The sequence below is a fragment of the Pseudobacter ginsenosidimutans genome (assembly GCF_007970185.1).
In the GTDB taxonomy this organism is placed as follows: Bacteria; Bacteroidota; Bacteroidia; order Chitinophagales; family Chitinophagaceae; genus Pseudobacter; species Pseudobacter ginsenosidimutans.
The window spans coordinates 5,566,553-5,581,272 of record NZ_CP042431.1 but is presented as its reverse complement, the minus strand read 5'-3'; the positions used below and the strand labels follow the sequence as shown (position 1 = coordinate 5,581,272).

At 45.5% G+C, this 14,720-nt stretch carries 10 protein-coding genes; 7 read left to right on the top strand and 3 right to left on the bottom strand.

Annotated features, from left to right (window positions below; all coding sequences use genetic code 11):
* The first annotated feature begins 12 nt into the window (after window positions 1-12).
* Genes FSB84_RS21965 through FSB84_RS21945 form a run of 5 tightly spaced genes read left to right on the top strand, consistent with a single transcriptional unit; the run spans window position 13 to window position 7,915 of the window.
* A complete protein-coding gene (locus FSB84_RS21965; RefSeq protein WP_207234210.1) occupies window positions 13-3,288 on the top strand; it encodes a SusC/RagA family TonB-linked outer membrane protein in 3,276 nt (1,091 codons plus the stop codon).
* A gap of 10 nt (window positions 3,289-3,298) precedes the next feature.
* A complete protein-coding gene (locus FSB84_RS21960) occupies window positions 3,299-4,684 on the top strand; it encodes a RagB/SusD family nutrient uptake outer membrane protein (protein WP_130540013.1) in 1,386 nt (461 codons plus the stop codon).
* A gap of 42 nt (window positions 4,685-4,726) precedes the next feature.
* Complete coding sequence (locus FSB84_RS21955; protein WP_130540012.1) at window positions 4,727-6,178, top strand: FG-GAP repeat domain-containing protein; 1,452 nt, start codon at window positions 4,727-4,729, stop codon at window positions 6,176-6,178.
* Between the two features lie 3 nt (window positions 6,179-6,181).
* The gene (locus FSB84_RS21950) at window positions 6,182-6,622 is read left to right on the top strand and encodes a hypothetical protein (RefSeq protein ID WP_130540011.1); all 441 of its coding nucleotides are present in this window, start codon (window positions 6,182-6,184) and stop codon (window positions 6,620-6,622) included.
* A 45-nt stretch (window positions 6,623-6,667) separates the two neighbouring features.
* Window positions 6,668-7,915: a TlpA family protein disulfide reductase gene (locus FSB84_RS21945; RefSeq protein WP_130540010.1), complete on the top strand. Its 1,248-nt coding sequence runs from the start codon at window positions 6,668-6,670 to the stop codon at window positions 7,913-7,915.
* Between the two features lie 248 nt (window positions 7,916-8,163).
* On the opposite strand, the gene FSB84_RS21940 is transcribed toward FSB84_RS21945, so the two are convergent.
* Both FSB84_RS21940 and FSB84_RS21935 read right to left on the bottom strand, forming a co-directional pair.
* Window positions 8,164-9,438, bottom strand: coding sequence for a glucose-1-phosphate adenylyltransferase (locus FSB84_RS21940; protein ID WP_130540009.1), 1,275 nt, complete (start codon window positions 9,436-9,438; stop codon window positions 8,164-8,166).
* A 10-nt stretch (window positions 9,439-9,448) separates the two neighbouring features.
* A complete protein-coding gene (locus FSB84_RS21935) occupies window positions 9,449-10,861 on the bottom strand; it encodes a glycogen synthase (protein ID WP_130540008.1) in 1,413 nt (470 codons plus the stop codon).
* Window positions 10,862-11,053: 192 nt separating this feature from the next.
* On the opposite strand from FSB84_RS21935, the gene FSB84_RS21930 reads away from it, so the two are divergent.
* Window positions 11,054-12,691: an MFS transporter gene (locus tag FSB84_RS21930; protein WP_130540007.1), complete on the top strand. Its 1,638-nt coding sequence runs from the start codon at window positions 11,054-11,056 to the stop codon at window positions 12,689-12,691.
* 76 nt (window positions 12,692-12,767) lie between these two features.
* Window positions 12,768-13,742, top strand: coding sequence for an ROK family protein (locus FSB84_RS21925; RefSeq protein ID WP_130540006.1), 975 nt, complete (start codon window positions 12,768-12,770; stop codon window positions 13,740-13,742).
* Here FSB84_RS21925 and FSB84_RS21920 read toward each other — a convergent pair.
* Window positions 13,739-14,710, bottom strand: a complete 972-nt coding sequence (locus FSB84_RS21920; protein WP_158644055.1) for a phosphodiester glycosidase family protein — start codon at window positions 14,708-14,710, stop codon at window positions 13,739-13,741. The two genes, FSB84_RS21925 and FSB84_RS21920, sit on opposite strands and share 4 nt — an antisense overlap.
* Window positions 14,711-14,720: the final 10 nt, after the last annotated feature.

Sequence of the window (14,720 nt, the reverse complement as noted above, 5' to 3'; positions counted from 1 at the left end):
ACCTGGAGGATTATGCAATTGACTGCGGGCTTCTTATTGATTTTTTGTTTATCGTTGTCTGCCAGTACTTCATCGCAAACCATCACTTACTCCGGCACGAACGTTCCGATGGAGAAGATATTCAATGTTATTAAGGAGAAGACCGGCTATTTCGTAATGAGAGAAAACACCAATCCTGTAAGCTCTCATAAGATCAGTATAAGCGTAAAGAATATGCAACTCAGGGATTTCCTGGGAATGATATTGAAGGATCTCGGTTACGAATTTACGATCCGCTCCAAAACCATTTTCATTAAAGAAAAGAAACAAGCCGTACTGAACCGGGAGAAGCGGCTTCTCCTCTACCCTGAATTGCCTCCGTTAAGGATCCATGTTGTGGATTCAACAGGTAAGCCATTGCATGGTGCATCGATCGTAATAAAGAATAAACACAGTGTAGTAACAGACAAAGATGGTTGGGCAAATGTTGATGTGGCGGAAGGCGATGTATTGACCATCTCCTTTATAGGATTTGAACCGGTTGACTACCGCGTTACAGCTGCTGATATTGGAAGTTCCCAATTATTCCGGACCATACGTTTGAAACAAAGTCCGAATGATATGCAGGAAGTTGTTTTCAATGCGGGCTATTATTCTGTAAAAGACAAACAACGTACCGGCAGTATTTCCAGGGTAACTACAAAGGATATCGAGAATCAGCCTGTCACTAATCTGTTATCGGCTATCCAGGGCCGTATGGCCGGCGTCAGCATTACTCAATACACAGGTGTGCCTGGTGGTGGGTATGATATCCAGATCAGGGGACGCAATAGTTTAAGGGTGCTTGGTGGCGGAGTGATAAATTCGGATGGGAACCAGCCGCTGTACGTGATCGATGGCATTCCTATCAGTGAAATGAAATCCGATGCCAATAATTCACTGTTCCCGCTGAGCCGCATCAATCCTTTGAACAGCATCGATATCAATACCATTGGTAGTATCGAGATCCTCAAAGATGCAGATGCTACAGCCATCTATGGTTCCAGGGGCGCCAATGGCGTTGTGCTCATTACCACTAAAAAAGGCAGATCGGGAAAGGCGAGCATTAGTTTGAATTCCGCATTTGCGCTGAGTAAAGCCAGTTCAAGACTGAAGATGATGAATACAGAGCAGTACCTGGATATGCGGAGACAGGCTTTTGCCAACGCTGGAATTACCCAGTATCCGGCAAATGCTTATGATGTGAATGGCACCTGGGATCAAAGCAGGTATACCAATTGGCGGAAGGAACTGATCGGCAATACAGCCACCTCCATGAACACACAGGTTTCTGTTAACGGTGGCAATGAAACCACCAGTTATTTATTGACGCTTTCCCATAACGAACAGACCACCGTGTTCAATAAAGACTTCAAATACAAGACCAATACCATCTCCAATAGTATCGGGCATCGATCAAGAGATAATCGTTTTCGGCTGAACATCTCCAATTCGTTTTCACTCCTTCAAAATAATGTTATCAGCAGTGATGTAACCAAATCATCACATACATTATCGCCTAATGCTCCTGCGCTTTATAAGGAAGACGGCAGCCTGAACTGGGAGAACAACACTTTTACCAATCCTGTTGCTGCTTTTCAAAGCACTTATTCCAACGATAGCAAACAGTTTCTCACAAACATTAATCTGCAGTATGAACTGTTCAATAACTTCCAACTGAAATTAAGCGGCGGGATAAATTACCAGGATTTTGAAGAATGGCGGATCAATCCCAATACCATCTATAACCCGGCCTATGTAACAGGACAATCTGCTGCCTATTCCAACACTTCCAAAAATAACCAGGATCGTTTTACGATCATTACGGAGCCACAGGTGAACTGGAGTTACAAAAAAGAAGACCATCGTTTGGATATCCTTGCAGGTGGCACATTCCAGCAGGATAAGAACCGTCAGGGTTCAATGCAGGGCGTCGGCTTTCAAAGCAATGTATTCATCAGGAATATAGGAGCAGCCACTACAAAGATCATCTCTGACCAGGTGCAAACTGTATACAAGTATGCTGCTGTTTTCAGCAGATTGAATTACCAGTTCAAAGACAGGTATATCTTCAACATAACTGCAAGAAGGGACGGCAGCAGCCGTTTTGGGCCCAATAAACGATTCGGGAATTTTGGTGCAGCAGGCGCTGCCTGGGTGTTCTCTGAAGAAAAGTTCTTCAGGGATCTTAACTGGTTGAGTTTTGGAAAGCTCCGCAGCAGTTACGGTTCAGCAGGTAGTGATAATATTGGGGATTACCAGTATTTGGATACCTATACCATTTCATCCGCTATGTATGATGGCGTTACCAGTCTGAATCCTACCAAACTCTATAATGGGGATTACAGCTGGGAGAAAACCGTTAAATGGGATATCGCGCTGGAATTGGGTTTCCTGGATGATAGGATCAATGCTTCATTCAACTGGTATCGAAACCGTTCTTCAAACCAGTTGGTGGGCTACCAGCTGTCTGCTGTTACCGGTTTTGAATCTGTACAGGCCAACCTGCCGGCGATCGTTCAAAACAGTGGTGTTGAGATCGAGTTAAGCGCTGATCCATTACCGTCTGCTTCGGTTATCCAGTGGAAATCGTCGTTGAACCTGAGCTTACCAAGAACCAAACTGATCTCTTTTCCCGGGTTGGAAGGTTCTCCATACGCCTCCAGTTTTATTGTAGGATATCCTACCACCATCCTGAAACTATACCACCTGGAAGGAGTTGATCCCGCTACTGGTCTTTATCGCTTTACAGATTACAATCATGATGGCAAGGTGGCTTCTCCTGATGATAACAAGATTATCGAAAATATTGGAGCGAGATTTTTTGGTGGATGGAATAATACAATTCAATACAAGAACTGGGAATTATCGTTCTTGCTTCAATTTGTAAAACAGAAGCAAAAGAATTACAATGCTACAATGGGCAATCCTGGGTTGATGTTCAATCAGCCGGTTGAAGTGCTGAATGTTTGGTCGCCACAAAATCCCGATGGCATATATAGTCCTTATCTCAATACAGCCAGACCTCAGCAAACTTTTTTTGAACGAAGTGATATTACTGTATCGGATGCTTCTTATGTCCGCCTGAAAAATGTACAACTCTCCTACCGGTTCTCCGGAAAGTCTGTGTTCAGGGATCTGAAGATCTATTTCCAGGGACAGAACATGCTCACATGGACCAATTATTTTGGAATTGATCCTGAATTTTTTACACTGGGTTATCTGCCGCCATTGAAATCATATTCTTTCGGCCTCCAAATTAATTTCTAAAGAAATTCCAATGAAATCATCATACAATCATCTCGTCATAACAATCCTGCTTCTTATTCAGCTTGCGTTTACATCATGCGAAAAATTGATTGCTGTAGATATGCCGGATAACCAGATTGACAAGAACCAGGTTTTTGAAAATTTACAAACTGCCAATGCCGCTCTTGCAGGTTTATATTCGGGCCTCTTTGACAATTCCCCGATATCCGGCGGCTCGGGTGGAACCGGCGCTATATTGGGAGTTTATACCGATGACATGGATTATTATGCAGCATCCAATGCAGACTATCAGATCTTTCTGAATCAACAGATCGAAACAAACACAACGATAAATACGCTCTGGCTGAACTGTTATCAACATATCTATAAAGCGAATATCATAATAGAGGGTATTGTAAATTCCAGGAGCTTAAAGGAATCGGATAAGAATTCGATCAAAGGTGAAGCGCTCCTGGTAAGGTCTGTTGTGTACTTTTATTTGCAACAGCTCTTCGGTGACATTCCCTATACAACAACTACGAATTACCAGTTTAACCAAACTATATCCAGAACGCCTGCAACGGAACTGTTGTCGAAATTACAACAGGATCTGACAGAAGCTATCGCATTGCTCAGCGATAATTACCGGAGTGCGGAACGGATCATTCCTAACCGGAAAGTAGCCGAATTGATGCTGGCTAAAGTGTACCTGCTCCAGCATAAATGGATTGAAGCAGAATTGCTGCTGAAAACAATTGTACAAAGCCCGATGTATCAGTTTCAGAACGATATCACCCAGGTATTTAAAAAATCCGGCAAACATATCATATGGCAGCTTAAACCACTTGCCAATGGAGCTGCAACAAAAGAGGTACAGCAGTATTATCACAATAATGCCGCTCCTACAGGTTATGCCTTGTCGGAAAACCTGGTAAATGCCTTCAGCGACGATGATCTGCGGAAAAAGAACTGGATGCTGATTGCTACGTTTAATCAGCAGACCTGGCACTTGCCCTGGAAATATCAGGTGCGCCTTGACAATACCAGTGAATATTCAATCGTATTCCGGTTGGAAGAAGTATACCTGCTGCTTGCAGAAGCCTATGCACAACAGAACCTGCCGGACAAGATCACCGAAGCACTCACTTATGTGAATGCAATAAAGGATCGTGCAGGCATTCCGATTCTAAATGGTCAATATTCAAAAGAAGATTTACTGAGCGAGATCATTGTTGAGAGCAGAAAAGAATTCTTCTCTGAAATGGGACATCGATTTTTGGATCTTAAAAGACTGAACCGGTTACCCATACTCGTTACAGCCAAACCGAACTGGAAAGATTATCACATCATATGGCCCTTGCCACAAAAAGAACTATTGCTCAATTCCAATCTTCTTCCCCAGAATTATGGGTATTGATTTATTGGTTGACTAAATAAAATCTATTAAATAATTCATTACATGATGTCAATAAGAAAAACGCTATTGATAATAGCAGGCTTTGCTATTGCCCATTCTGCAGATGCGCAGGTATCTCCGGCAGACATTGAACTTTCAGCTTTTAAGAGACTGGCAAGCCGGGATATCCCCGGTGCGCCAAAGCTGGGTAAACCTATTTTACTTGAGAATTCCAAAGGCCCTCTGTTTACCAAAGGACTGGGCTGGGCTTCTCCGGCAATCTTTGATGTAAACAATGATGGTCTGGACGACCTCGTATTGGGAGAGTTTGGGTCGGGTTTCGAGCATAATGCTGCTGTAGGAAATTTCCTGAGGGTATTTGAGAACACTGGCACCAAAACCGAGCCCGCTTACAACAAACCATCATACTATCTGCGCTATGATAAGAAGAGTAATCTATATGCTACACCAATCTCCATAAATGTTTGGTGCTGCATGGCATTCACGCCCCGCCTTGCAGACCTGGATGGTGATGGAAAAGCCGATCTCGTAGCGGGACAATTTGATACAGGGGAGATCCTTCTCTATAAGAAAATGGATGAGTCTTTTGATCTGGGAAAAAGAATTCCGCAAACAGGTTTGGGTGAAGAACTTTCCATAAAACGCTCAGCCTGGAAGAAAAAGGAATCGGAAGTTGATACTGCTGATTTAGAATACTGGAGTTATGCCACAACCGCTTTTGTTGATCTGGATGGCGATGGAAAACAGGACATGATCCTGGGTGGCGCTATCCTGCGTTCGGCAATGAATATCGGCACAAGGCAGTCGCCGGTCTTCGGCATAAGAACACCACTGAAAGATACCAAAGGTGCGTTTATGGGAACGATCGATACTGCCAGCTTTACAGACAAAGAGGCATTACAACGTCTGATGAAATCTGAAATTACCGGCACGCATATGGTGCCCTATATAGTGGATTGGGACAATGATAATGTGGAAGACCTGCTGGTCACAAATGGCTATTATAAACCAGGCTTCCATTTTATCACTTTTTTTAAGGGCATAAGAAAAGGAAAAAGATTGTCCTTTCTCCCCGGTGTTCCTTTGTTTGAAAGAGCCAATATTGGCGACAAAATATTTCCTGGTTCGCATCCCAATATATGTGTAGCCGATTGGAACAATGATGGAATAAAGGACCTGGTTATCGGAGCTTGTGTAACTACCAATTATGGCCGCTACGATGCGGACCTTTCCTGGCAATGGGAAGAAGAAGCAAAAACATACAAAAAGTATCCGGCCTATCAAACCACAGAAGAGATCCTCCAGCTGGGAGAACGTATGAAAGCAGCGGAAAGGCTCATGATAGAAAGGGGATATTCCCATGACGAAGCTGTAAAGAAAAATATGTTTGTTCCTGATATGATGTATAAAAATGTTTATGGAACCTACGGAAGAGAAGGTGTTGCTCACGATGGACGTGTGTATGTATTATTAGGCTCCAATAAAAAATTATAATGTATGAAAATCAAAAAAGCATTGGCATCTGTCATTTCATTTATAACATTTACCTGTGCAACGGCACAGGTAAATGTTCAATCCTCCAAAATTATCTATAGCAAGGACAGCGCAACCTGGACGATGGAATTCACTGTTGAAAAAGGTTTCTATGTTTTGGCACCCGATAATATCGATGACGGTACAGGTTTCCCCATGAAAATTACATGGACCAGTATTCCTGACCATTTACGGTTAGTCAACAGCGTTGTATGGCCTCTCTCCAATTATCATGGACAGAGTTCAGTATTCACGGAAGGAGATTATTCAGTGAAACAGGTATTCGTTATCACAAAGAAGAAAAGAAAATCGCCCGGGATGCTGGAGGGCAAAATACATTTCCAGGGCTGTCTGGAAGACCGTTGTTTTCCTCCCGATGAAGCGCTATTCAAAACGAACTTGTAGAAAAACTGATTGATCTTGAATTCTCTGATAAAATCGATAACAGCAATGAGATTGATAATATGTATCATTTTGATGCCCCTTATCACATTAGGGCAGTCGGGCATAGCTTTACAGGAAAGCGGAGATGCTGCCTGGGCAAGACTTGAAAAAATGGGTGGACAGATCCCGGCAGGTAAAGAAGCCTATCAGGAGTATCTGCAACTGCGGCCACTGGGAAAGAAAAGGTACGAAGACCAGCATTTGCTAACGAGAATGCAACTGGCAGAGGCTTTCTGGCAAAGCTATCCGTTGCATTCCAGGCGCCAGGATGCATTGAGAATGTTTCTATCTGCCAATCCTTACTTCATAGCAGCCAGTGGAAATGAATCCCTGGACACCATTGAGAAACAGCCTGGGATGGATTGGGCGGCCATTTTGCGTTCAGCAGTGATCGATACTGCCGCCAGGCAGAAATGGCTGACCACTGGCAACCGGATCGTGTTTTCAATATTAAATGGTGCCGGCACTAAAGAAGAAAAAGAGAAAGCGGCCTTTTCACTTTTCGCCCGGGATTTCAGACTGGCATCGGGAAACTTTGGACTGCTTCCGCGAAAAGAAGCTGAAGCAGATTATTGGTCTGCATTTGAGCAGGTTTACTGGAAATCCTTCTTGCAAAGATTCCGTGAACACATGCAACAGTTTGCAGAACTAGCGGTGCTGCCTGAGCGGGCAAAAGATTTTCTGTCTGCTCTGAAAGGCTACTCCCCTGCTGTAGCTGCTATATTTTGGAATGAACTTCAAAAAGAAACCAGCAAAGCCAATCAGGATGGACTCAAATTATTGTATCAAACAGCAACAGAACAATTGATGGCGCTTAAACTGGAGCGTGGAGAAGAAGCACTCAAGATGTCCTTTACTGCATTAGATAAAACTGAATTCCAACTGGAAAAATTACGCGGGAAAGTGGTATTGATAGATTTTTGGGCATCCTGGTGCAAGCCCTGTCTAAATGAATTTCCTCATCTAAGAACGATGCTGGAAAAATACAATAGAGATGGATTTGAAATTGCAGGAATCTGCCTCGATAATGAATCTGCTCTCCCCCGTGTGAAAGAAATTATTCAGGAGAATAAGATCACGTGGCCACAGCGTTTTGAAGGGAAGGGATTCCACAGTGACACCTACCGTTTGCTATACGGCATCAATTCCTTACCAACTGTCTGGTTGCTGGATAAATCAGGAAGAATCGTATCAACAGATGCCCGCGGTGCAAAGCTTGAACCACTTATTCAAAAATACCTGAATGAGAAGTAATATCCATCCTTCCCCGTCATTACTCAGTGTAATCTGAGTTGGTTCCCCAAAGATGCGCCCCCGGAGGGTCGGGTTAGATTTTTTGGGGGTACATGTAAGAACCGGCCTCAAAAACTGTTGCTCGAAAGCCTGGCTTCACTACCACCGCTTAATCCATATCACTAATAGCCCAATAGCAATCAACACTCCGGCAGGTTTTGCCAGCCGTGTTTTACATGTACCCCCAAAAAATCTAACCCTAAATAGCATTAAATGACGAAGCCGTCCGGCAGGATCGCTCCCTTCTTTATTACAACTATTCCGTCTCTGATAGTGTAGAGTGAATGATCTGCATTCTCCATATGGATGCTGCCATTGATCCTGACGTCATTGCCTATGCGACAATTCTTATCGATGATCGCATTCTTGATATAGCATCTGTCGCCGATCCCGAGTTTAGGCAGTCCGCGTTCTTTTGAGTATTCCATTTCTTCGATGGTCTCGAAATAATCCGATCCCATCATATAGCAGCTGACCATGGTGGTGCCATGCCCTACCCTGCTTCTGATACCGATCACGGAGTTCTCGATGCGGCTGGCATTGATGATGCAGCCTTCGGCGATGATGGTTTTCTCGAGTGTGGTGCCGCTGATCTTGGCGGGTGGCAGCATGCGCGCGCGGGTATACACCGCATTTGATTTATCGAAGAGATTGAATGGTGGGATCTCTTGTGTGAGTGCCAGATTGGCTTCGAAGAACGAATAGATATGACCGATATCTGTCCAGTAACCATCATATTGGTAGCTGGTGACCTTATATTCCTTGAGTGCGCGCGGCAGGATCTCTTTACCGAAATCTGTATAATCTTTATAGAGGTCCATTAACAGATCAATCAGCAGTTTGCGGTTGAAGATATAGATGCCCATGCTGGCGAGATAGTTCCTGCCCTGCGCCTGCATATCAGGACCTGTATCGCTGATCCAGTCCGGCAGCAGGTCTTTTTTGGGCTTCTCGATAAAAGCAGTGATGGTATTGTTCTCGTCGGCTTTTAGAATACCGAAGTCGGATGCTTCGCGATCACCCACGGGAATGGTGGCGATGGAGATATCCGCTCCTTTTGCCTTGTGATCGTCCAGCATTTTCTGGAAGTCCATCTGGTAGAGCTGATCGCCTGAAAGGATGAGTACGTATTCGCAATCGTGTTGACTGAGATGACGAAGGCTTTGTCTTACTGCGTCTGCCGTTCCCTGGTACCAGGCGGTGCTTTCAGGGGTTTGTTCAGCAGCGAGAATGTCTACGAACGCGCTGCTGAAAACGCTGAAGTGATAAGTGTTCTTGATATGTTTGTTGAGCGAGGCCGAATTGAACTGCGTGAGCACGAACATACGAGTGATGCTCGAGTTGATACAGTTGGAGATCGGAATATCTACTAGGCGGTATTTGCCGGCGATAGGCACGGCAGGTTTGGAACGGCTGGCGGTAAGGGGATATAATCTTGTTCCTGCTCCTCCTCCTAAAATGACAGCAATCACTTCTTTGCTCATAATGGAATTTTTAGAATGATCGGTATACCTGAATATATTGTTCAACGCTGGATTCCCAGCTAAAATCGAGTTGCATCATTCGTTGACGGATCTCTTTCAGTTTGTCTTTCTTTTCATACAAATCTGTTGCCCGCCAAACTGCCTGGGTAATGTCTCCCACGCTGGCATTGTTGTAACAGATGCCATAGCCATCCGGTTCGCCAAGATCAACAACTGTATCTATAAGACCTCCGGTTTTTCTGACCATTGGCACGGTGCCATAGCGCATGGAGTACATCTGGTTGAGGCCGCAGGGCTCCACGCGGGAAGGCATCAGGAGGAAATCGGATCCGGCATACATGAGGTGACTAAGCGCTTCATTGTACCCGATATAAACATTGTAATCATATTGAGCCAATGGCTTCAATGCGGTGAGCGCAGCTTCCACTTCAGGAAAGCCACTGCCCAGCACCAGGAAATTCATCTTTCTGCCTATATAATAGAACGAATCACCGATGGCTTGCGCCAGCAGGTCAGCGCCTTTCTCTCCTACCAGTCTGCCGATGAAACTGATCAGGGGCTTCTCAGTATCCAGTCCGAACTGTTCGCAGAGCAGTTTCTTACTGGCGGCCTTTCCTTTTTCCACTTCAACGGTATCATAATGATCATTGAGATAATGATCGGTTTCCGGGTCCCACACATCCACATCGATACCATTGAGGATGCCCACACATTTTCCTTTCTCATATTCGAAGAGGGCTTCCAGTCCATTGCTGTTGTAGCGCAGTTCAGCGAGGTAACTTGGACTAACAGTTGTTACTTTCCAGGCGCACCTGATACCTGCGGCCAATGGATTGATGTTGTTGTTCCAGTCGAGCATACCCCAATGCCAGGTATCCCATTGAGGGAGGTATACACTTTTATCCCAGCCCATCCAGCCCTGGTACTGGGCATTGTGAATGGTGAGTACGGATGGAATGTTTTTGAGCGATTGATACTTGTAACAATACTTCATCATAAATGGTATCAGCGCAGCCTGATGATCGTGCACGTGGATCACATCCGGTTTATCCTGCCAGGCTGAAACCCAGTCCAGCACTGCGATCTGGAAGGCAGTGAATCTTTCCGTGTCATCATCGTAGCCATAAATCTTTTCCCTGTCCAGCAGTCCGTTGATGTCTACGAGGTAGAGATCGAAGCCGAGTTCGTTGGACTGTTCGCGGATCACGGTAAAATCGAAATACCAGTTGCCCATATTGGTGCCGCCTTTGTGCACTACTTCCCATTGATGTGTGTACAGGAAGCGGGTGCGGTACATCGGGAGCACCACTTTGGCTATCTGGCCCTGTTCATTCAAATATTTAGGTAATGCGCCTACTACATCTCCCAGTCCTCCTGCCTTTGCTACCGGGTAACATTCTGCGCTTACGTGTAAGATCTCCATGCTGTTGTATCTGGTGTTTGATGAAATACTGATTGAATTTAGGAAAAAAGGGCCGAACGCCGTTCAGGCATTACAAAAATCTAATCAGACGCACTGATGATTAGTGAGATTATAATTTTTAAATACAATCCTTGCGGCTGATCATAAAAAACAACTATTTTTAAAAAATCTTTTCAAATCAAACGATTGTTCATGAGTCAACCAACAAAATGGTCCCAATTTGGGGTTCTGATCACCGTGTTTTTTTTCTGGGGGTTTGTAGCAGCCTCCAACAGTATCTTTATCCCATTCTGTAAGGAATTTTTTCACCTGGACCAGATCCAGTCTCAGCTCATTGGTTCCGCCTTTTATGGCGCTTATTTTTATGGTTCATTGATCCTTTTCATCGTATCCACTGTAAGTGGCATTGATGTACTGAACAAGATCGGATATAAAAAAGGCATTATCTACGGCCTGCTGATCTCTGTGGTAGGCGCCATTGCGCTGGCCTTTATCAGTGGATCTGAAGCTCCTACTTTTGCTGCCGTATTGATCGCTTTCTTTATTATAGCACTGGGCTTTTCATTGCAACAAACCGCCGCGCAACCATTCGCCATAGCATTGGGTCCCGTGGAATCCGGCGCACATCGTTTGAACATGGCCGGTGGTGTGAACTCTTTCGGTACCTTGCTGGGGCCGCTGGTAGTAAGCTGGCTGCTTTTCGGCACAGTGAAAGAGGGAGAAAGTTCACCTGCGAATATTTCCAATATACAAACCTTGTATTTCTTCCTCTCCGGACTGTTCATATTGGCATCACTGGTTTTTGCAGTAGCCAAATTGCCGAAGACAACCTCCAACGAAACTTTGGAGAAAAGCCCCAAAGCCATGATCGCACTGGTGATCATCGGCCTGTTGTTCCCTCCCGTTTTGTTTGCAGACCAGATCCATCTGCAATTCGGTATTACAAAATCCACTACTATTGTTACTTCCCTTGTACTCATATTGCTGGTGCTGTTCGTGAGCATGTTACTGGCCGCCAGGAATAAATCCGGATGGGGAGCCATGGCTTACCCACAGCTGGTGCTGGGCATGATCGCCATCTTTGTATATGTAGGTGTGGAAGTAACGGTTGATAATAATTTCGGCGCGCTGCTCAAGCTGCAGGAATTCGGAGGATACGATGAAGCACATATCTCCCACCTGATCTCATTGTATTGGGGTAGTTTGATGATTGGGCGCTGGACCGGAGCGGTGAGCGTTTTCAATTTCAGCAAGGGAGTTAAAAAAGTGCTGGGCATCGTAGTACCTTTTGCAGCATTCGGGATCATTTTACTGGTGAACCTGATCAAGGGTAACAAGGTAGATGATTTCCTGCTCTATCCTATCTGTATTGCCATTGCAGTTGGCGCATTCCTTTTTGCAAATGAGAAACCTGTGAAGCTTTTGCTTACCGTTTCAGTATTAGGTGCAATCGCCATGGTGATTGCGCTTACCAATACCGGTATGGTAGCTAATTTCGCCATCATCAGTTGCGGTCTCTGCGCTTCAGTGATGTGGCCCTGTATCTTTGCGCTGGCTGTCAGCGGCCTGGGCAAATATACCAGCCAGGGTTCTGCATTCCTGATCATGATGATCCTCGGTGGCGCTATCCTGCCACCCGCACAGGGAGCTATCATAGATATTGATAAGGTTAGTCCTGGTTCAACAGTGATGGGCACTTCCTTCACTCACTTCTCTTATATCGTTCCCTTGCTTTGTTTCGCTTATCTTGCATGGCATACGCTGAAAACAAAATCTGTTCTGAAGAAACAGGGATTGGATGTAGACGCGCAGGTGGCTGCCGGACACTAGTCAGTGAAAATGGATCTCTAAACCGAATGTTCTCTGTAACAACATGCACACACATTTAACAAACCAGGTAACGGACATGGTAAGTCAACGACAGGATTTTGCGATTGGTATCGATATCGGTGGAACCAATACTGTATTTGGCATTGTAGATCATCGCGGCGATATTTCTTATCGCGGCGCCATCTCTACAAGGAAGCACGATAATCCGAATGATTTTATCGAAGAGTTGTACCACGCGCTGCAACCTGCAATCGACCAGGTGGGTGGAATGGATTCCATCCGCGGTATCGGAGTGGGTGCACCGAATGGTAATTATTATAATGGTACAATCGAGTACGCACCCAATCTTCCCTGGAGAGGCGTTGTTCCTCTCCGCGATCTGATGACAGCCCGCTTTCAAAGTCCCTGCTCTCTCACCAACGACGCCAATGCCGCGGCAGTAGGTGAAATGATGTACGGCGTAGCACGCGGAATGAAAGACTTCATCATGATCACACTCGGAACGGGTGTGGGAAGCGGCATCGTAGCCAATGGTCAGTTGATCTATGGTCACGACGGATTTGCCGGCGAACTCGGTCATGTTACCATCATCCCTGACGGCAGGCTGCACAAAGGCACCGGCCTGCATGGTTCGCTGGAAGCTTATGCATCCGCAACCGGCGTGGCTTTGACCGCCAATGAGTTTCTCGAAAGGGATCCAGCTGTTCCCAGTCTTCTCCGCAATTTCGCAAAGGAAGCCATCGATTCAAAAGTGGTATATGATTGCGCAATGCAGGGAGATAAACTGGCCGGTGAAGTGTATGCATTCACCGGCAAAGTACTGGGGCTGGCATTGGCCAACTTCGTGATGTTCTCGTCTCCCGAAGCGATCATTCTCTTCGGTGGTATGACCAAAGCCGGTGATCTGATCCTCGATCCCACGCGCGAACACATGGAGAAGAACCTGTTACCGATCTTCCGCGATAAAGTGAAATTATTGTTCTCGGAGCTGAAAGAAGCAGATGCTGCGATACTCGGCGCGAGTGCACTGGTATGGGAAATGAAGCTTTAGGGCTTCATTTCCTTTTTTGAATACTTTCTTTGTATAATGAATACAGCCGGTACAGGCCGCTGTCCTTCCTTATCTGATGGCTTGATGGTCTCCTTTCCATTCACCAGCATGCAACTGCTGCCTCCTCCATCCAGATTCACCGCCTCCACACAGCCCAGGTCCCTCAGAATGATGGCTGTTTCCTTGAGGGTTGTTCCTTCTGCAACACCGGGCGTTCTTCCCTGCACCACCAGTATGATGAGTTGCCCATTAGCCGTATAACCCATCGCGGTTCTCGGGTGACGGTCGTTTTCACCATTCACGAATTTCTGTTCCTCCCTGAACGGAATGAAGATCTCATGGTCCTTCACCAATACCGGCCCACCTCCTACTGCAGTTTTCATTCTCCACCATTTCCATCTGTCAAGCGTATTCAGGTTGCGGATCGTGGGATCGGGTGTTGTGCCTTTCGCTACAACGGGCCGCTCCTGGAAGGCATATGGCCAGCGCATAGTGGTATCCGTGAAAATCCAGGCTACATCTGCATTACGACGTTTGTTGATGCCGATAGCACCGTATGTTGGATAATAAAAGGAATCTACCCCCTTGCTCTTCAGCGATGGATTGTTATATGCAACCTGCACACCATCTTTCATCACGAGATTGAGGTTTTGATTGGTATTGAAGGAAAAGAAAGTTGCGTTCACCACCAGGTATGGCTGGTTTTCGTTTGCGTAATACTGTGAGGGCGTATACCTTTTGCCGTGACCGGTCTGCGCAGTGAAATCAAGTTTTTTGTCTTTCAGGTCGGCCTCCACAAAATATGCAGAAAAGGGCCGGCCATTCAGAGAATCCTTTGAATAGAAAACTTTGATGCCGGGAGGTAACGGTGCAAATAAGGAATCAGCTCTTTGCCAGTTTTGCCGGGCAAAAGAAAAGGGAACATTCAGTACAAACAGAATGCTCCCCAGCAAGAATGATCTTTTCAATGAATATGTT

Bases quoted from the DNA above. Each gene is read 5' to 3' on its own strand.
- FSB84_RS21965 (WP_207234210.1), top strand. From the start codon at position 13: ATGCAATTGACTGCGGGCTTCTTATTGATTTTTTGTTTATCGTTGTCT.
- FSB84_RS21960 (WP_130540013.1), top strand. From the start codon at position 3,299: ATGAAATCATCATACAATCATCTCGTCATAACAATCCTGCTTCTTATT.
- FSB84_RS21955 (WP_130540012.1), top strand. From the start codon at position 4,727: ATGATGTCAATAAGAAAAACGCTATTGATAATAGCAGGCTTTGCTATT.
- FSB84_RS21950 (WP_130540011.1), top strand. From the start codon at position 6,182: ATGAAAATCAAAAAAGCATTGGCATCTGTCATTTCATTTATAACATTT.
- FSB84_RS21945 (WP_130540010.1), top strand. From the start codon at position 6,668: ATGAGATTGATAATATGTATCATTTTGATGCCCCTTATCACATTAGGG.
- FSB84_RS21940 (WP_130540009.1), bottom strand. From the start codon at position 9,438: ATGAGCAAAGAAGTGATTGCTGTCATTTTAGGAGGAGGAGCAGGAACA.
- FSB84_RS21935 (WP_130540008.1), bottom strand. From the start codon at position 10,861: ATGGAGATCTTACACGTAAGCGCAGAATGTTACCCGGTAGCAAAGGCA.
- FSB84_RS21930 (WP_130540007.1), top strand. From the start codon at position 11,054: ATGAGTCAACCAACAAAATGGTCCCAATTTGGGGTTCTGATCACCGTG.
- FSB84_RS21925 (WP_130540006.1), top strand. From the start codon at position 12,768: ATGGTAAGTCAACGACAGGATTTTGCGATTGGTATCGATATCGGTGGA.